Origin of the sequence: Acrocarpospora phusangensis, from assembly GCF_016862995.1 — a bacterium.
Taxonomy (GTDB): domain Bacteria; phylum Actinomycetota; class Actinomycetes; order Streptosporangiales; family Streptosporangiaceae; genus Acrocarpospora; species Acrocarpospora phusangensis.
On record NZ_BOOA01000032.1, the window covers coordinates 30838 to 48307 of the forward strand.

Here is a 17470-nt window from a genome sequence, read left to right on the forward strand (position 1 = left end):
GGCCCCGGTGATTCGCAGGGGTAATAAAACGAATCGCACCGCCGACACCATGCCGGCGGTGCGATTCGTTTTATCCAATCGAGCTAGTACGACGAGTAAATCGTCACCTCACCGATCGACCACCACCAATCGGGTTCCGTACCGGTCTGGGTGATCTTCACGAATCGGGCGGTCCGCGGGGTGACGGTGATCGGCCGTTTCCAGCCGAAGCCGATCCCGGTGCCGACCGTCGTCCACGTGTCGCCGTCCATGGAGAACTCCAGCCGGAAGCCGCGCGGGAAGTCGCTGGTGGAATCGCGAGGCGTCTCCACGGTGACCTGCGCGATCGTGTGCGGCGAGCCGAGATCGATCTGGTACCACTGGTCGGGGGCCTGCCCGATGCCGGTGCTCCAACGGGTGGTGGTGTCGCCGTCGATGCCTTCGGACGCCGTATCCTCCAGCCAGGTCGAGGAGGCGTCGGCCTCCCAGTCGGTCTTGTCGATGGGGACGGGGTCGAAGGTGGCCAGGCCGCCGGCGTACCTGGTGACGGTCGCCACCAGGCGCTGGTTCTCGGTGAACGTGTCCGTGCCGAAACGCCGGAGCTTCTGGGCGAACGTGGCGGCGCCGTCGTTGTTGATCACGGGGATCGGGGCGGGGCGGTTGTAGTAGAAGCCCCAGTAGCCCTGGCCGTCGGCGTCGGTTCCCCTGACCTTGTACGACCAGTTCGACCAGGACTGCCGCCGCGCGTTGAGGCCGGCCATCCAGCGCGCCCAGACGTCGTCGTAGTAGTAGAGGGAGTACTCGCCGTACAGGACGGGAACGCCTGGGTCGGCGAGCAGGCCGGGCAGGTCGTCGAGGTTCCTGGTCACCAGATCGTTCTGCGCGGTCCAGTCGTGCGCCTCCTTCACCTTCATCGCGTACGGGTGGAGTTCGTAGACGACGTTGCTCCAGCCGTACTCCGAGGGCGGGGCGATCCGGTCGAAGTCGAAGAACGCGCCCATGACGATGAGGTGGTCGGGGTCGATCGCGCGGACCGCGTCGTAGAGCCGGTCGTAGTAGGCGCTCTTCCGCGTGACGTCGCCGGCGTCCTCGTCGATGGCGAGCAGCGGCTCGTTGATCAGGTCGTAGCCCGCGACGGCCGGGTCGCCCTCGTAGCGGGCGGCGATCGCCTCCCAGATCTCCTCGGTCCAGTCCTGGTACGCGGCGGTGCCCCAGAACCCGCCCGGACTGGGACCGACCCGCCCGCAACTGGCCCACGGGCAGCCGCCGCCGGGGACGGTGTGCAGGTCGAGCAGGGTGTACATGCCGCGGTTCGCCGCCTGTTGGACCGCCCAATCGATCTTGCTCCAGGGGTCGGCCTTCCAGGTGCCGTCCATGTTGAGCAGCGTCGTCCAGGCGATGGGCAGGCGGACGAAGTTCAGCCCCATGGCGGCGATCCGGTCGAAGTCGGCGGCGGTGATCCAGGTGTCCTCGTGCGCGTCCCGGATCGCCTGCCCGCCGGCGCGGCCGAATCGCTGGTCGAGGGTGAGCTGGAGGTTGTGGTCGTCGCGGCTGAGGCTGACCGACATCTCGCCGATCGACCACCATCGGTAGCTGCTGCCCGTCTGGGTCACCCGGACGTAACGCGCGCTCCTCGCCGGGAAGTTGATGTTCGTGGCCTTGAGGGTCCCGACGCCGGAGGCGACCTGCGTCCAGGTCTGCTCGTCGTTCGACAGCTGGACGGTGTAGCCGCGGGGGTAGTCGTCCTCGGAGGTCGTGTTCTTCTCCGTGTCGAGCGTGACGCTGTTGATCGTCATCCGCGCGTGCAGGTCGAGCTGGATCCACTGGCCGGGGGCCTGACCGGCGTTGGTCGTCCACCGGGTGGCGTTCTGCCCGTCGAGCACGGCGGAGGCGTCCGTGTTGTCCGAGGTCCGGGCGGTCCACTGGGTGCGTTTGAACGAATCACGCGGCGCGTTGTCCTCGTCCTCTTCGGGGAAGTCGTCGTTGAACAGGTTGATCTCGCCGACCGACCACCAGTCTCCGGCGCTGCCGGTCTGCCTGACCCGGACGTACCGGGCGGTCACCGGCGCGAAGTCGGCGGTCGTGACCGGCGTCGCTCCGCTTGCGGCCTTGTCGTACTCGGTCGTCCAGTGCGTGTTGTCGGGGGAGACCTCGACCACGAGGTGGCGGGCGAAGTCGCCGCCCGCGAAGCCGGCGTAGTTCACGGTGAGCCGGTTGAAGCGCGACAACCCGCCCAGGTCCAGGTATAACCACTCGCTGCCGTTCATGGCGGCCTCGGTGCTCCAGCGGGTGGAGTCGTCGCCGTCGAAGGCGCGCGTGACGTCCTGGATCCTCGCCGAGGCGGTGGCCGTCCAGCCGGAGCGGTCGAGCGCGAACTCCCCGAGCGGAGACATCCACTCCTCCATGGCGAGCCAGCCGCCGAGGTTGGTCCCCCGGAGGCTGACCGTCGCTCCCGAGCCGGAGTTCTTCTTCAGCACCGTGCCGCTGACCTTGAGAAAGTCGGCCGAATCGAGGGCGGCCGCCGGTCGGGCCGTCGTCGTGACGGCAGTGGCGGCGATGAGTGGGATGAGGGCGGCAATCGGCCATCGGCGTTTCATCTGGACCTCCTCGAAGCTTGACACTTGCGATGGTGGAGCCTCGAGGATACTTTGTCTATGGCTTAGGCTAAGCCAATTCCAAACGACCGGCGCCGCTGTCTGAGAGGGATCACTCTCATGAGAAGACCTGGCCTGGCGCTCGCCGCGCTGCTCCTCGCGGCGTGCTCACTCGTGCTCGCCGCCTGCTCGGGTACGGCGCCCGCGGGCGGTACCCCCGGCGAACTGACCGTGTGGATCATGGGCGACAGCTCCGCCCGGTTCGAGCAGCTCGTGCGGCCGTTCGTCGACCGGACCGGCATCCGGGTCGACCCCGTCCCCGTCCCGTGGGACTCGGTCGACCAGAAGTTCACCACCGCCGTGGCGTCGGGCGACGGGCCGGACGCCCTCCAGATCGGGCTGTCGAAGCTGCGTACCTTCGCCGACTCCGGCGCCCTGCTCACGCTCGACGACCGGACGTTGCGGGAGCACCCGGGCCTGGCCGCCGCCAACTTCCTCGACGGCGTGTCCCCCGGCGGGGACCCGGTGAGCGTTCCGTGGGTGGCCGACACCCGCGTGCTGTTCTACCGGCGGGACATCCTCACCGGCCAGGGCCTCGATGAGCCGCCGAGGACGTGGGACGAGGTCCGCGCGTACGCGAGGATTCTCGCCGGGCGCGGCGGGGGCGGCTACGGCTTCCACATCCCGCAGTGGGACAGCGCGCTGCCGGTCATCATGACCTGGACGATGGGCGGCCGGATCGTCGACGACGCCGGCCGGGTCGACTTCGACACCCCCGAGTTCCACCGCGCCGCCGACCTCTACCTCGGTTTCCACGCCGACCGGAGCGTGCCCGCCGACCCCGACTTCGACCAGATCCAGGGCTTCGTCTCCGGCGCGACCCCCATGCTGGTCTCCGGCCCCTACCTGGCGGGCGAGGTCGCCTCGGCCGCGCCGGAACTCGACGGCAAATGGTCGGTCGCCCCGATCCCCGGCGACGCCACCCACACCTCCCTGCTGGCCGGCTCGAACCTCGGCGTGTGGCGCTCCAGCGGCAACCGGGACGCCGCCCTGCGCCTTCTCGACTACCTCTCCCAGCCGCGTACCCAGCTGACCTGGTACGAACTCGACGGCCAGCTCCCCACGGCCAAAGCCGCCCTCAACGACCCGGAACTCACCGCCGACCCCCTCGTCTCGGTGTACGCCAGGCAACTCCGCGACGCCCGGCCCCTGCCCCCCGTGCCCAACTGGGACGGCGAAACCGGCAAGGCGCTCCTGGACGCCCTCAACTCCGTCGTCCTGACCGGCGCGAACCGCGACACCGCCCTCCAGGGCCTGTACGCGGCGACCGGCGGCACGTCCGTCAACTGACCGGAGCCGGCATGAAACAGCCTCTCGCCCCCTACGCCTTCATCGCCCCGGCGATGATCCTGCTGCTCGTCTTCGGCGTGCTCCCCATCCTGGTCGCCCTGCCCGTCAGCCTCACCGACATGAACCTCGCGGGCCTGGCCGACTGGTCCAGGATCGAGTTCGCCGGCGTGGCGAACTTCCGCGAGCTGGTCGCCGACGACGCCTTCTGGCAGGCCCTCACCAACACCGGGATCTTCGCGCTGCTCGGCGTCCCCACCGTGATCGCCGTCTCGTTCGCCGCCGCGCTCCTGCTCCACCGCAGCGAGAACCGCTTCTTCCGGGCGCTCAGGGCGTTCTACTTCGCCCCGGCCATCACCGCCATCGTCGCGGTCTCCCTCGTCTGGGGCTACCTGCTCAACACCCGGTTCGGCCTGGTCAACCACCTGCTGTCGACGGTGGGCCTGCCGCCGGCGCGGTGGCTCGGCGACCCCGTCCTGGTGAAGTTCTCCGTCGCGCTCGTCGCCGTCTGGCGCGGTACGGGACTGAACATCATCATCTTCCTCGCCGCCCTGAAGACCATCCCCCGGGAGTATCTGGAGGCCGCCGAGCTCGACGGGGCTTCCGGGGCGCGGAAGATCGTGTCGATCGTCATCCCGCTGCTGCGGTTCGCCTTCCTCTTCGTGGCCGTCACCACGGTCATCGCCTGGCTGCAGTTCTTCGACGAACCCTTCGTGCTCACCAAGGGCGGGCCGCTCGGCGAGTCGACGAGCATCTCCCTCTTCCTCTACCAGGAGGGATTCTCCGCGGGCCGGTTCGGCTACGCCGCCGCCGGAACCCTGGTGCTCTTCCTGATCATCGCCGGCGTGACCCTCGTCCAGCTGCGCGGGCGGAGGTTCGATGCGGATCGTTAGCTCCCGCCGCCTGACCGCGGCCATCGGAGCGGCCCTGGGCGCCGGGGCGCTGGTCACCGCGTTCCCGTTCCTCTGGATGATCTCCGGTTCGGTGAAGCCGCGGTCGGAGTCGGCCGCGTACCCGCCCCGATTGCTGCCGGAAGCGCCCACGTTCGAGAACTTCGCCCAGCTGTTCGGGCGGCTGGACTTCGGCCGCTACCTGGTCAACACCCTCGTGGTCGTGCTGATCAGCATGGCCGGGGTGGTGCTCATGGCCATGGCCGGATACGGGTTCGCCAAGTTCCGCTTCCGGGGGCGCGGCCCCATGTTCTTCCTGGTGCTCGCCACGATGATGGTCCCCGTCCAGGTGACCATGATCCCCACCTATCTCCTCCTCAACGGCATGCGGCTGACCAACACCCTGGTGGGCGTCGCGATCCCGGGGCTGGTGTCCGGGTTCGGCGTCTTCCTGTTCCGGCAGTTCATGTCGGCCGTACCCACCGAGATGATCGAGGCCGCCCGCCTCGACGGGGCAGGCGAGGCGCGCATCTTCTGGCGGATCGTCCTGCCGCTGTCCAGGCCCATCCTGGCCGTGCAGATTGTGCTGACCTTCATCGGCGCCTGGAACAGCTTCCTCTGGCCGCTGATCGTCGCCGACGACGACCGGCTCTACACCCTGTCGGTCGGGGTGTCGCTGCTCAACCGGCAGATCGCGACCAGCCCGTCGCTCCAGATGGCCGGGGCCACCCTCATGGTGGTGCCCATCCTGATCGTCTTCATCGTTTTCCAGCGTCACATCGTGCAGGGCTTCACCCTGTCCGGCCTCAGGTGATCGAGAAAGCAAGGTAAGTAGATGAGCAATCGTTTCACCGGCTTCGTCCGTGCCAGCGGCTCCCGGCTGGTCGACGGCTCGGGTGCCCCGCTGCTCCTGCGCGGCGTGGGCCTCGGGAACTGGCTGCTCGCCGAGGGCTACATGTGGAAGTTCGGTGACGAGATGAGTTCGCCCCGCCAGATCGAGCGGCGCGTGGAAGCCCTCGTCGGGCCCGATCGGGCCGCCGAGTTCTGGACCCGGTTCCGCGGCGGGTACGTCACCGAGGAGGACGTCGCCGCCATCGCCCGCCTGGGCTTCGACCACGTCAGGCTCCCGCTCAACTCCCGCGCCCTCGTCGATGAGGACGGCGGGTTCCTGGACGGCTTCACGCACATCGACGACCTGCTGCGCTGGTGCGGGACCCACAACCTGTGGGTGCTGCTCGACCTGCACGGCGCGCCCGGCGGCCAGACGGGCACCAACATCGACGACTCCCCGAACGGCCGGCCCGAACTGTTCATGGACGACCGCTACCGGCGGCTCACCGTCCACCTGTGGGCGGAGATCGCCCGGCGGTACCGGGACAACCCCGTGGTGCTCGGCTACGACCTGCTCAACGAGCCGCTCCCCAACGAGTGGCAGCACGTCTACCCGGCCGAACTCGTCTCCCTCTACCGCGACCTGACCGCCGCGATCCGCGCCGCCGACCGGAACCACCTGATCGTCTACGAGGGCTCGCACTGGGCGACGAACTGGTCCATCTTCACCGAGGTGCTCGACCCCAACTCCGCGTTGCAGTTCCACCGGTACTGGTGCCCGCCCGACCGGTCCAGCATCCAGGAGTACCTCGACACCCGGGACCGCCTCGGCGTGCCCATCTACATGGGCGAAGGCGGCGAGAACACCCCCGAATGGATCTACACCGCGCACCGGCTGTACGAGCGGCACGAGATCGGCTGGAACCTCTGGCCGTGGAAGAAGTCCGACACCCTCACCTCGCCCGTCTCCGCCGGCCTGCCCGACGGCTGGGAGCTGATCGCCGACCCGTACGCGGCGGTGCCGCCCGGCCGGGCCTGGGACATCCTCCAGGACTTCCTCGACCGGGTCTCCCTGCGGGCCTGCCGGGAGCGGCCGGAGATCGTCAACGCCGTGTTCGGCCGCGGCCCGCTGCGCATCCCCGCGTGGGGGTTCGTCGACGAGTCGCCCGTGTTCCGCGACCGGTTCTCCGCGTACGCCCATGACGGCGTGTGGCACCGCTCCTCGGGCCGGCCGTACGAGGAGACGGAACTGATGCCCGTGCTCGTCCAGGCCGGGGAGGAACTGCACTTCCCGCTGGAGAGCCGCCCGTCCGGATGGCGGGTGGACGCCGACGAGCCGGACCGGTTCGAGATCTCCTGGCGGGACGGCCGCGTGGTGGTCCGCGCGACCGGGACCGCGTGCCTGCGGGCCCTGCACGTGACCGGCTGCGAGAGGGTTGGGGCATGAGCGTCGAACCCGGGGGCCGTCCCGTTCTCACGTTGCCCGAGGTGTCCACCGTCACCACCCTCCGGCAGCGCAACCGGGCGCTGGTCCTCAAGATGGTGATCCTCGCGCAGGAGACCACGCGGGCCGACATCGCCAAGGAGAGCGGGCTGTCCACGGCCTCGGCCGGCAACCTCGTCGCCGAGTTGATCGCCGCGGGCCTGGTCGAGGAGCGCGGCCTGGTGTCCTCCCGGGGCGGCCGGCCCATCACGCTGATCGGCCCCCGGGCCGAGAGCGCGATCACGATCGGCGCCGACATCGGCGAACGCGGCGTCGCCGTGGAGATGTTCGACCTGGCGATGAACCGGATCGACCGCGAGTTCCGCGGCGGGACCCGGGCGGAGGAGCCGGAGCGGATCGGCGCCGCCCTCCACGAGGCGCTGGTGGCCCTGCGCGACCGCAACGCCGCCCGCTGGCCGACCCTGCTCGGCATCGGCCTCGGCCTGCCCGGCCTCGTCGAGACCGGCCAGGACGGGCAGCAGATGCTGTACGCGCAGAGCCTCGGCTGGCCGCCCCTCCCGATCCGCACGCTGTGCGACGCCGGAAGCATCCCCGTCCTCGCGGAGAACGGCGCGAAGATGCAGGCCAGGGCCGAACTGTGGTTCGGCAACGCGCGCGGCGTGGACCACTCCCTGGTCGCGCTCCTCGGCCGCGGCGTCGGGCTGGGCGTCGTCACCGGCGGGCAGCTGGCGTACGGCGCCCACTCCAGCGCGGGGGAGTGGGGGCACATGGCGATCGAGCGCGGCGGCCGGGTGTGCCGGTGCGGCAACCGGGGCTGCGTCGAGGCGTACCTGGGGTCCGACGCGATCCTCGCGGCGTGGCGGGAGACCGGAGCGGACTTCGAGGGCACCGGCTGGCGGGCCGTCGGCGAGCTCATCGCCGCCGCGCACCGGGGCGACCCGGACGCGAGCGCGATCGTCGAGGACGTCATCGACTGCCTGGGGACCGCCCTGGGCGGCATGGTCAACCTGACCGGCCCGGAACGCATCATCATCGGCGGCTGGGTGGGCCTGCGGCTCATGGAGTCGCTCGGCGACCGCATCACCGCCGCGATCAGGAAGCACAGCCTGTCCAGACCGGGCGGCCAGTTCCAGCTGACGGTCGCCAAGTTCGGGGGAGACGCCGTGGCCACCGGCTCGGCGCTGCTGCCCCTGGAAGCGCTCATCGCCGCCGATCCCATGTCCGAAAGGGGACCACGATGACCGGCTCACGCGAGGCGAACCACTCCCGGGGACGCCGGCCCCACCGCTCCCTGCTGGACCACCGCCACGCCGAACGCGACCGGCTCGACAAGCTGGTGGCCGCGGTACGCGCCGGCGAGAGCCAGTCCCTCGTGCTGCGCGGCGATCCGGGCGTGGGCAAGTCCGCCCTGCTCGACTACCTGGTGGAGCGGGCCGCCGGCTGCCGGGTGGCGCGGGCCGCGGGCGTACGGGCCGAGATGGGGCTGCCGTACGCGGCGGTCCACCAGCTGTGCGCGCCCATGATGGAACGGCTCGACCGGCTGCCGGAACCGCAGCGGGACGCGCTGCGCGCCGCGTTCGGCCTGCGCGCGGGGCCGCCGCCGGACCGGTTCCTGGCCGGGCTGGCCGTGCTGAGCCTGCTCGCGGACGTGGCCGACGACCGGCCGCTGGTCTGCGTGATCGATGACGCGCAGTGGCTCGACAGCGCCTCGGCGCAGGCGCTCGCCTTCGCCGCGCGGCGGCTGTCCGCGGAGTCGGTGGCGTGCGTGTTCGCGGCCCCCAGCGGTGGCACGCACGAGCTGTCCGGCCTGCCGGAACTGCTGATCGGCGGCCTGCGGGACGAGGACGCGCGGGCGCTGCTGCGCTCGGTCGTCCCCGGCCCGCTGGACCCGCCGGTGCGGGACCGGATCGTCGCCGAGGCGTACGGCAATCCGCTGGCGCTGCTGGAACTGTCGGCCGGGATGACGCCGGCCGAACTCGCGGGCGGCTTCGGCCTCCCGGCCGGGATCAGGCCGCCGCCGGGAGGGAGCGAGGACGGGTTCCGGCGGCGCCTGGAGCCGCTGCCGGAGGACACCCGGCGGCTGCTGCTGGTCGCGGCGGCCGAGCCGCTCGGTGACCCGGTCCTGGTCTGGCGGGCGGCGGCACGGCTCGGGATCGGCGCCGCCGCGGCGGGACCGGCGGCCGACCTGTGCGAGTTCGGGGCCCGGGTGCGGTTCTGCCATCCGCTCGCGCGCTCGGCGGTGTACCGGGCCGCCCCGCCGGAGGAGCGCAGGCGGGCGCACCACGCGCTGGCGGAGGTCACCGACGCGGCCGACCCGGATCGCCGGGCCTGGCACCGCGCGCACGCGACGGCCGAGGCCGACGAGGAGGTCGCCGCCGAACTGGAACGTACGGCGGAGTACGCGCGGGCCCGTGGTGGCATGGCCGCGGCGGCGGCGTTCCTCCAGCGGGCGGCCGAGCTGACCCCGGATCCGCCGCGCCGTGCCGTACGGGCGCTGGCGGCGGCCGGGGTCAAGAGGGAGGCGGGCGCGCCGGAAGCCGCGGCGGGGCTGCTCGGGGTGGCGCTGGCGGGTCCGCTCGACGAGCGGCGGCGCGCCCGCGCGGCCCTGCTGCACGCCGAGATCGTGTTCACCGCCACCCGGGGCAGCGCCGCAGCGCCGCTGCTGCTCGACGCCGCGAGACAACTCCAGCCCCTGGATCCTGAGCTGGCCCGCGACGCCTCCCTGGAAGCGTTGTCGGCGGCGATGCTCGCAGGACGCCTGGCTGCTGACGGAACCGGCCCCTGCGACGTCGCCCCCGCGCTGCCGACGCCCGGCCGCGCGGGGGACCCCCTGCTCGACGGCCTGGCGCTGCTCTTCACCGCCGGCCCCGAAACGGCGGCTCCCACGCTGCACCGCGCCCTGGCCGATCTCCACAACGGTTCCCCCGCCAGCCTCCACGAGGGCCTTCACGAAGGCTTCCTCGACGGCCCTCGCGACGGCTTCGCTGGTGGTCCCCGCAAGGACTTCCCCCGCGGTCCGCGTGACGGTTCTCCCGACGGCCCTGGCGACGGCTTCCCCGACGGTCCCCGCGACGACTTCCCCCGCGGTCCGCGCGGCGATTCCCGCGACGGCCTTCGCGGCGCCGGGGAGGGGATCCGGCGGCTCTGGCCCGGGTGTGTCGCCGCCGTGGCCTTGTGGGACCACGACGCCTGGCGCGAACTCGCGGATCGTCATGTCGCGCTCGCCCGTGACACCGGAGCCCTCGCCGTACTGCCCCTGGCGCTGGCCTCGCGCGTCACGGCCCACCTCTTCGAAGGCGAACTGGCGGAGGCGGCGGCGCTGAGCGCGGAGGCGCAGGCGATCACGGCGGCGACCGGGCTGCGCGTGACCGACCACGGCGCTCTCGCGGTCGCCGCCTGGCGTGGTCGCGAAGCCGAGGCGGAGGAGCTGATGCGCGTGAGCGCCGGTGAAGCGGCGTCCCGCGGGGAAGGGGCCGGGCTGACCGTCGTGGACTGGACGAGAGCCGTCCTCTACAACGGGCTCGGCCGGTACGACCGCGCCTGCGCCGCCGCCCAGCGCGGGAGCGAGGACCCGCCCGTGCCGGGCGCGGCGGCGCAGTGGGCGCAGGCCGAACTGGTCGAGGCGGCCACCCGCTGCGGCGACCGCGCCCTCGCGTACCGGGCCGCCGAGCGGCTCGCGGAGACCGCCCGGGCCTGCCCCACCGACTGGGCCCTCGGGATCGAGGCCCGGGTACGCGCCCTGGTCAGCGAACCGAGCCAGGCCGAAAGCCGCTACCGGGAGGCGATCGAGCGCCTTGGCCGCACTCGGCTCCGGCCCGACCTGGCGCGGGCGCATCTCCTCTACGGCGAATGGCTCCGCAGGGAACGGCGCAGGATCGAGGCGCGCCAGCAGCTCCGTACCGCGCACCGGCTGTTCGCGGCGATCGGGATGGCGGCCTTCGCGGAGCGGTCGGCGCTGGAACTGCGGGCCACCGGCGAGAACGCGCACCGGCGGAGCGTCCCGTCCGGCGGCGACCTCACCCCCCGGGAAGGACAGATCGCCCGGCTCGCCACCAAGGGTCTCACCAACTCCGAGATCGGCAGCCAGCTGTTCGTGAGCCCGCGCACCGTCGAATACCACCTCCGCAAGATCTTCGCGAAACTGGACATCACCTCGCGCAGCCAGCTCGACCGGTTCCTGGCCGACGCCGACAGCCCGGTCGGCTAGGGACTCGTACTACAGCCAGGTCTTGTTACCGATAGTGTCGGCGCATGCCTGATGAGTTAACGGCTGACGATGTCCAGAAGTAGGTCTCGGGGCTGGATGTGCTGTTCGGGCGGGTGGCAGGCCGGTTAGGGCGAGTGGAACCGCGTCGGCAGGCGCGAGCATATCTGCTGGGCTTGCCGGCTCCAATCGAGCGTAAGAACGGCTGGCGGGTGGCCGAGGCGGCTGGGGACGCGGCTCCGGATCGCATGCAGCGCCTGTCGAACAGCGCTCGCCAGGATCCCCGGCAGGTGCGCGCTGACCTGCGCGACTACGTAACGGGCCACCTCGGCCATCGCGACGGCGTGCTGATCGTGGACGAGACCGGCTGGCCATCGCGGCGGCACAGGTCGGCGCGGCTACGGCTCACCGACGCGGGCCGCAACGTTTGAGTACGCCCCTGCTCAGGCTCCGCATCATTTCCTGGCGCACAGTGAAGTCCCAACCTCTAGCCAGGAGTGATGATGGGTAGTGAACTTCCAGACGCCGTAGCACGCCAAGTCATGGCGGATGTCATCAACGAAAGCAAGCGCGCCGCCGGCCTCACGATGCCCCCCGCAGAGGGCACTCAACACCTGCTCGCCCCTCTGGCCAAGGCTATCGCTGCCGACCCCGACGCGTCCGAGGCCCTGGACGCCATGCTCACCGTCATCCGCGAGCATCAGGCACTCGATCCACTCCCGGTGGGCGAATCGGCACGACTGGTCGGCATGGCAAACGTAGACCTGCACCCCGGGACCAACATAAAGTCGGCGCCTTACGACGGCGGCGGCGCAAACGGGCCCGCACAGAGCCACTACAATCCCGAGACTGGCAAGTTCGGGCTCACCGGTAATGCGGGCGCCATTCAGGGCGGACAAGGCGATCACGTGTATTCGGTGTGCTGGCTAACCTGCGCCGTCACCGCGCCACAGAGTCGAACGGTCGACGCCCGCGCCGTCGTCAAGTGGGAAGCCCTGTGGAAGCTCGCCCATGTCGGAGTGGCGGAGGCCCTGGTCGGAGCAGGCCCCCGTGCGACGGCGAGGGCGGGCGTGAACCTCCAGGCCTACGACTCCAACGGACCGGTCACCGACCTCGTTTCACACACACTCGTCAACCAGGACTATGCGGGCACGTCCACAAGCTGGCGAGAGAAACAGAACGACGACGGCGGGTACGCGCCGCAGATGCAGGTCAGCTTCCAGCTGCCGGCCGGGCAGACCCGCTGGGTGAACGCGATCTTCTGGCTGGACCTCAACGCCTACTACTCTCCCATCTGGAACCAGGCGTCCAGCAGCCTGAGAATCAATGGTGAGGTGGTGTTCTTCGCCTTCGACGGCCTATAGCGCTCCGCCGTGACGGAGCAGCGCGCACTCACGTAGCCACCCCAGCACGGCCAGTCGGAGCCGCCCGGCCCATGTCACAAGGCCGGACCTACGACCGATCAGCCAAACAGCTCCCACAGCCGGATGATCTTATTTTCTGTGACGGTGGCGAAGAGGGAGCCGTCAGGGCTGAAGGCCGCCGCGGTGGGCCACTCGTACGAGGGTGAGCCTGCGGTCCGTGCGCCAGCTCGTGAGCGGTGTGCTTGCCTGCCCGTCCCGCACCGGAATCTCGGCCCACTCAGCCACCGCGTCCGTCATGAAGACGAGCAGGATCGATCCCCCGGTCCGAGCACCACCGCCATGACGAATGCCGCCATCAGGGCGTCGGTTAGCGCGTCGCCGGTGACGAAATTGACCATCGCCTGCCAGACTCCGCCCAACAGCGCCAACCCGATCGCTATCCCGCTCGCGATCGAGAAGCCGAACAGCAGCTTGTTGAGCAGTGAGAAGATCCGCCGCCCGATCCGCAGGTCGGCGTAACCGGGCTGGTCATGCGCCCAGGTGTGGTCGGACCTTTCCCGATACGAGGTGATGATCACCACACCGCCGACGAGGAACCACCAGGAGAAGGCGTCCAGCGCCAGCGTGGCGAGCGCTCCTCCCCACGCCACGCTCGCCACCAGCACCAAGAGCATGGTGCCCGGTCCAGGAGGAGGTTGGCGGATGGTCAGGGCCGCGAGCCGCCACCAGGCGAAGTCCCTGACCCCGATGCTCTTGTCGCCCAGGGGTACCTCCTCGGCGTCGAGCCACAGGCCCAAAGGGCTGGACAGGGTCTCGGAGAGCGGGGTCGGCCCACCGTCGCGCAGCCGGTCGAGCAGACGGCCCCAGCCCGGATGCGGAACGGTCCGTACGAGGATGCCGTCCAGGTAGTCGGCGGCGGCAGCGGCCGACATGGGCTCCGCCTCGACCACGGCGGCCCGGCCCAGCGCCTGCGCAGCGGCGGAACGTCGCCCTGCGCTCAGGCTCCGGCATCACCGCGGCCGCGTCGGCCGACCCGTTCAACGACGAGGTGTTCTGGACCGGCGACCGCTCACCACGTCCCATAGACGGATCGTCACCGATCGGGCGCAATCTGTCAGGAGATCTAAGAAACGGCTCCCAGGCTAGGCGTTCCCGCTGGGGCTTCACGGATTCGAACGGCAAGCCGGTGCGGCGACCATCGAAGAGCAGGGCATCCCCCCGGATGCGCCGCTCGAGAGAAGGAGCAAGCACATGAGCGTCACCACGACGGCCCCGGGCAGACCCACGATCGTGCTCGTGCACGGGGCGTTCGCCGAGTCGTCGAGCTGGAACGGCGTCATCGCCGGGCTGCTCGCCGACGGATATCCGGTCCTCGCGCTCGCGAACCCGCTGCGCGGCGTGGCCGGCGACGCCGACTACCTCCGCGGCGTCCTCACCGACATCGAGGGCGACGTGGTCCTCGTCGGCCACTCGTACGGCGGCATGGTGATCACCAATGGCGGGACCGGGAACCCCAACGTCAAGGCCCTCGTCTACATCTGCGGCTTCGCACCCGACGTGGGCGAGACCGCCGCCGAACTCTCCGGCCGCTACGAGGGCGGCACGCTCGGCGAGACCCTCGCCGTGGTCAAGCTGCCCGACGGCGGCACCGACCTCTACATCCGGCAGGACCGCTACCACCGGCAGTTCGCGGCCGACTCCACGGTCGAGGAGGCCGCGATCATGGCCGCGACCCAGCGCCCGATCACGGAGGCGGCGCTCATGGAGCCGTCGGGGGAGCCCGCCTGGAGGTCGATCCCCTCCTGGTTCCTGTTCGGCAGCGAGGACAAGAACATCCCGGCCGCCGCGCACCGTTTCATGGCGGAACGCGCCGGCTCCCGGCGGACCGTGGAGCTGACGGGCTCGCACACGGTCGCCATCCCGGAGGCGGCGGCCGCCGTGGACATCATCCGCGAGGCGGCCCGGGGGTAGCGGGGGCGCTCCGAAGAACCCCGGCTCGAACCGGGGTTCTTCGGGCTTTCGGCCCTAAGGAATGTCGTGCCGCGGCGACGGGCACGTCCTGCTGGGGTTCTTCGGCTTCCGCTCGCGGGAATGTCGCGCTGCGGAGGTGGGGCGCGTCCTGCTGGGGTTCTTCGGCTTCCGCTCGCGGGAATGTCGCGCTGCGGAGGTGGGACGCGTCCCGCTTGGGGGCCTTCGACTTTCGCCTGGGGAACGTCGCGTTATGGGGCGGATGGGGCACTGCTGTCGGAAACCTATTGTTGATGGGCCAGGCGCGGCTGCGGAGGGGGACGGATCTCATGGACCGGGCACGGCTCGCCGACTTCCTGCGTACTCGCCGGGAGGCGCTGCAACCCGAGGACGTGGGACTGCCACGCGGGAGACGGCGGCGGACCAGCGGCCTGCGCCGCGAGGAGGTCGCCGTGCTGTCCGACATGTCGATCGACTACTACAGCAGGCTGGAACAGCACCGCGGGCCGCACCCGTCGGAGCAGATGCTGAGCGCGCTCGCCCGCGGCCTCCGCCTCTCCCTCGAGGAACGCGACCACCTGTTCCGCCTCGCCGGGTACGCCACCCCGCAGCGCCACCTCCGCGCCGACCACATCAACCCGGGCATGATGCGCATCTTCGACGGCCTGGCGGACGCCGCCGCGCAGATCGTCACGTACCTGGGGGAGACGCTGAAGCAGACCCGCCTGTCGGTGGCGCTGATCGGCGACGAGAGCCTGCACACCGGACTGGCGCGCAGCCTGCACTACCGCTGGTTCACCGACCCGGAAACCCGGGAGCTGTACCACGAAGAGGACCAGGAGGACCACACCAGGCTGATCGCGGCCAACCTGCACCGCGTCTACACGCGTGACGGCGCCGGCTCACGGGCGGCGGCCATCGTGGACGCGCTGCTGGACAAGAGCCCCGAATTCACCGCGATCTGGGGCGAACACCCGGTCACAGGCCCGTACTGCCCGCCGAAACGAGTCCGGCATCCCCAACTCGGGCTCCTGGAACTGCACTGCCAGACCCTGCTCGACCCCGACCAGTCCCAGCTGCTGGTGGTCTACACGGCAACCCCGGGCACCGAGAGCTACGACAAGCTCCGACTGCTCTCAATCATCGGCGCCCAGCCCGAGAGCGCCGGCGCCGGATCTACTTTGTAAAGGCCCTCACACGGTGATGACGATCTTGGCCTTCGCGTGCTCCTTGCTGAAGTACCGCATCGCCTCCGGCACATCGCTCAACGCGTAGGTCCTGTCGATCGCCGGTGCGATCCGACCGGATTCGAGCATCTCCTTGAGTTCGGCGAGGTTGTCCGGGCTGGGTGACGCCATGAGGCTGCGCAGGCGATGCCGTACGAACGGGGCGAGCATGAGCGCGCTGATGAGCCGGCCCATCGGCCCGACCCACCGGTTGCCCTTCGAACTGGACAGGACGAGGATTCCGCGGGGGTTCAGCACGCGCCTGAAGGCGGATAACGAATGATTGCCCGCGAGGTCGAAGATGAGGTCGTAGCGCCGGTCGCCCGTGGTGAAATCCTCCCGGGTGTAGTCCACGACATGGTCGGCGCCGATCGAGCGGACCAGCTCCACGTTCCTCGTGCTGCACACACCGGTCACCTCCGCGCCGGCCGCTTTGGCGATCTGGACGGCGAAGGTTCCCACGCCTCCCGATGCCCCGTTGATCAGGACTTTCTGCCCCCGCGCCAGCTCGCCCCGGTCCCGGAGGCCCTGCAGCGCGGTGTTCGCCGCCCACGGCACGGCCGCCGCCTCCGCGAAGCTCAGGTTGGCCGGCTTCGCGCAGAGCAGTTTCTCGGGAACGCTGGCGTACTCCGCGAAGCCGCCGGCGGAGATCTCGGCGTAGACCTCGTCGCCCGGCCGGAACCGGGTCACGTTCTTGCCGACGGCTTCGACCTCGCCGGCGATGTCCCTGCCGGGCACCTGCCGCTTGGGGCCGCGCAGGCCGAACGCCAGACGGCCCAGGTAGGGCTCTCCGGTCATGGTCACCAGGTCGCCGTGGGTGACCGACGACGCGTGCACCCGGACCAGGACGTCGTCGTCGCCGGGGGTGGGTTTGTCGGCTTCGCCGATTCGCAGGACGTCGGGGGTGCCGTACTTCTCCTGGACGATCGCTTTCATGATGGTCTCCCTGATTATTCGACGGTTCGCAGGATCTGCTCGATGGAGGTGGCGCGGGTGCGCAGTTCGGCCAGGTCGGTCGCCGTGCGCTGCTGGGCGTCCTGGGTGTTCTCGGCGAGCTGCTCGTAGCGGCGTACGAGCTGGCGCAGGTCCTCCTGGACGGCGGCGGAGACCTTCAGCTTGCGGAACTCCAGCACGGTGGCCGCGGTGCCGATCAGCAGGATCAGGGCCAGCAGCGAGAGGCCGAGGATCAGGACCGTGCCCGGCCAGGTGGTGGTGTCCATGTCAGGTCTGCTCCTTGGAGGCGGGACTCTTGTCCGGGTCCGGGGTGAGGGTCTGGACCGCTTCGGCCACGGCCGAGGCGGTCAACTGCAGGTGGAAGTCGGTGACCTCGTAGTACTTCATGGCCTTGCCGTCCTCGGACAGCTCCAGGCTGCCGGTGATGAGCCCGGCCGCCTCCAGCCGCTGCAGGTGCATGTGCAGGAGCGGCCGGCTGATCCCGATGTCGCGGGCCATCCGGCTGACGTAGTCACGCCCTCCGGAGAGCCTCGCGACGATGCGCAGCCGCAGCGGATTGGCCAGTGCCGCGAGCATCACGACCAGTTCGTCACCGGTCGGTGTCATGACACTCCTTCACCTGAAAGAAATCTCTTACATGTGAAGCATAAGTCAGACATGCCGGATCTG

14 protein-coding genes and 1 pseudogene are annotated in these 17470 nt (G+C 70.5%); 10 read left to right on the top strand and 5 right to left on the bottom strand.

The features are described 5' to 3' along the window. Positions 1–83: 83 nt before the first annotated feature. Entirely contained in the window at positions 84–2576 is a 2493-nt protein-coding gene (locus Aph01nite_RS20035) for a discoidin domain-containing protein (RefSeq protein ID WP_204042453.1), read from the bottom strand. Between the two features lie 117 nt (positions 2577–2693). Between Aph01nite_RS20035 and Aph01nite_RS20040 the strand changes: the two genes are divergently transcribed. The 8 genes and pseudogenes from Aph01nite_RS20040 (at position 2694) to Aph01nite_RS20075 (ending at position 12653) form a co-directional block, all read left to right on the top strand. Further along, positions 2694–3923, top strand: coding sequence for an extracellular solute-binding protein (locus tag Aph01nite_RS20040; RefSeq protein WP_204042454.1), 1230 nt, complete (start codon positions 2694–2696; stop codon positions 3921–3923). A gap of 11 nt (positions 3924–3934) precedes the next feature. Next, entirely contained in the window at positions 3935–4813 is an 879-nt protein-coding gene (locus Aph01nite_RS20045) for a carbohydrate ABC transporter permease (RefSeq protein ID WP_204042455.1), read from the top strand. After that, positions 4800–5624, top strand: a complete 825-nt coding sequence (locus Aph01nite_RS20050; protein WP_204042456.1) for a carbohydrate ABC transporter permease — start codon at positions 4800–4802, stop codon at positions 5622–5624. Before Aph01nite_RS20045 ends, Aph01nite_RS20050 begins: the two co-directional genes overlap by 14 nt. A 21-nt stretch (positions 5625–5645) precedes the next feature. Then, the gene (locus Aph01nite_RS20055) at positions 5646–7088 is read left to right on the top strand and encodes a glycoside hydrolase family 5 protein (protein WP_204042457.1); all 1443 of its coding nucleotides are present in this window, start codon (positions 5646–5648) and stop codon (positions 7086–7088) included. Next, complete coding sequence (locus Aph01nite_RS20060) at positions 7085–8326, top strand: ROK family transcriptional regulator (RefSeq protein ID WP_204042458.1); 1242 nt, start codon at positions 7085–7087, stop codon at positions 8324–8326. Before Aph01nite_RS20055 ends, Aph01nite_RS20060 begins: the two co-directional genes overlap by 4 nt. After that, positions 8323–11292 carry a helix-turn-helix transcriptional regulator gene (locus tag Aph01nite_RS42195; protein ID WP_204042459.1) on the top strand — a complete coding sequence of 990 codons (2970 nt, stop codon included), beginning with the start codon at positions 8323–8325 and terminating at the stop codon, positions 11290–11292. The genes Aph01nite_RS20060 and Aph01nite_RS42195 overlap by 4 nt, the downstream gene beginning before the upstream one ends. A gap of 92 nt (positions 11293–11384) precedes the next feature. Next, positions 11385–11708 (top strand): annotated as a pseudogene (locus Aph01nite_RS20070) (transposase); the annotation flags it as partial. A gap of 123 nt (positions 11709–11831) precedes the next feature. Further along, complete coding sequence (locus Aph01nite_RS20075) at positions 11832–12653, top strand: hypothetical protein (RefSeq protein ID WP_204042461.1); 822 nt, start codon at positions 11832–11834, stop codon at positions 12651–12653. A gap of 293 nt (positions 12654–12946) precedes the next feature. On the opposite strand, the gene Aph01nite_RS20080 is transcribed toward Aph01nite_RS20075, so the two are convergent. Further along, positions 12947–13585 carry a hypothetical protein gene (locus Aph01nite_RS20080; RefSeq protein ID WP_204042462.1) on the bottom strand — a complete coding sequence of 213 codons (639 nt, stop codon included), beginning with the start codon at positions 13583–13585 and terminating at the stop codon, positions 12947–12949. Positions 13586–13904: 319 nt separating this feature from the next. Here Aph01nite_RS20080 and Aph01nite_RS20085 point away from each other — a divergent pair, with 319 nt between their 5' ends. Both Aph01nite_RS20085 and Aph01nite_RS20090 read left to right on the top strand, forming a co-directional pair. Next, positions 13905–14624 carry an alpha/beta fold hydrolase gene (locus Aph01nite_RS20085; protein ID WP_204042463.1) on the top strand — a complete coding sequence of 240 codons (720 nt, stop codon included), beginning with the start codon at positions 13905–13907 and terminating at the stop codon, positions 14622–14624. Positions 14625–14950: 326 nt separating this feature from the next. Beyond that, positions 14951–15808, top strand: coding sequence for a helix-turn-helix transcriptional regulator (locus Aph01nite_RS20090; protein ID WP_204042464.1), 858 nt, complete (start codon positions 14951–14953; stop codon positions 15806–15808). Positions 15809–15814: 6 nt separating this feature from the next. Here Aph01nite_RS20090 and Aph01nite_RS20095 read toward each other — a convergent pair whose 3' ends face one another. The 3 genes from Aph01nite_RS20095 to Aph01nite_RS20105 are packed head-to-tail and all read right to left on the bottom strand — an operon-like array spanning position 15815 to position 17407. Further along, a complete protein-coding gene (locus tag Aph01nite_RS20095; protein ID WP_204042465.1) occupies positions 15815–16783 on the bottom strand; it encodes an NAD(P)-dependent alcohol dehydrogenase in 969 nt (322 codons plus the stop codon). A gap of 14 nt (positions 16784–16797) precedes the next feature. Beyond that, positions 16798–17067, bottom strand: a complete 270-nt coding sequence (locus Aph01nite_RS20100; protein ID WP_204042466.1) for a hypothetical protein — start codon at positions 17065–17067, stop codon at positions 16798–16800. Position 17068: 1 nt separating this feature from the next. Beyond that, positions 17069–17407, bottom strand: a complete 339-nt coding sequence (locus Aph01nite_RS20105; RefSeq protein WP_204042467.1) for an ArsR/SmtB family transcription factor — start codon at positions 17405–17407, stop codon at positions 17069–17071. Positions 17408–17470: the final 63 nt, after the last annotated feature.

Bases quoted from the DNA above. Each gene is read 5' to 3' on its own strand.
- Aph01nite_RS20035 (WP_204042453.1), bottom strand. From the start codon at position 2,576: ATGAAACGCCGATGGCCGATTGCCGCCCTCATCCCACTCATCGCCGCC.
- Aph01nite_RS20040 (WP_204042454.1), top strand. From the start codon at position 2,694: ATGAGAAGACCTGGCCTGGCGCTCGCCGCGCTGCTCCTCGCGGCGTGC.
- Aph01nite_RS20045 (WP_204042455.1), top strand. From the start codon at position 3,935: ATGAAACAGCCTCTCGCCCCCTACGCCTTCATCGCCCCGGCGATGATC.
- Aph01nite_RS20050 (WP_204042456.1), top strand. From the start codon at position 4,800: ATGCGGATCGTTAGCTCCCGCCGCCTGACCGCGGCCATCGGAGCGGCC.
- Aph01nite_RS20055 (WP_204042457.1), top strand. From the start codon at position 5,646: ATGAGCAATCGTTTCACCGGCTTCGTCCGTGCCAGCGGCTCCCGGCTG.
- Aph01nite_RS20060 (WP_204042458.1), top strand. From the start codon at position 7,085: ATGAGCGTCGAACCCGGGGGCCGTCCCGTTCTCACGTTGCCCGAGGTG.
- Aph01nite_RS42195 (WP_204042459.1), top strand. From the start codon at position 8,323: ATGACCGGCTCACGCGAGGCGAACCACTCCCGGGGACGCCGGCCCCAC.
- Aph01nite_RS20075 (WP_204042461.1), top strand. From the start codon at position 11,832: ATGGCGGATGTCATCAACGAAAGCAAGCGCGCCGCCGGCCTCACGATG.
- Aph01nite_RS20080 (WP_204042462.1), bottom strand. From the start codon at position 13,585: ATGTCGGCCGCTGCCGCCGCCGACTACCTGGACGGCATCCTCGTACGG.
- Aph01nite_RS20085 (WP_204042463.1), top strand. From the start codon at position 13,905: ATGAGCGTCACCACGACGGCCCCGGGCAGACCCACGATCGTGCTCGTG.
- Aph01nite_RS20090 (WP_204042464.1), top strand. From the start codon at position 14,951: ATGGACCGGGCACGGCTCGCCGACTTCCTGCGTACTCGCCGGGAGGCG.
- Aph01nite_RS20095 (WP_204042465.1), bottom strand. From the start codon at position 16,783: ATGAAAGCGATCGTCCAGGAGAAGTACGGCACCCCCGACGTCCTGCGA.
- Aph01nite_RS20100 (WP_204042466.1), bottom strand. From the start codon at position 17,067: ATGGACACCACCACCTGGCCGGGCACGGTCCTGATCCTCGGCCTCTCG.
- Aph01nite_RS20105 (WP_204042467.1), bottom strand. From the start codon at position 17,407: ATGACACCGACCGGTGACGAACTGGTCGTGATGCTCGCGGCACTGGCC.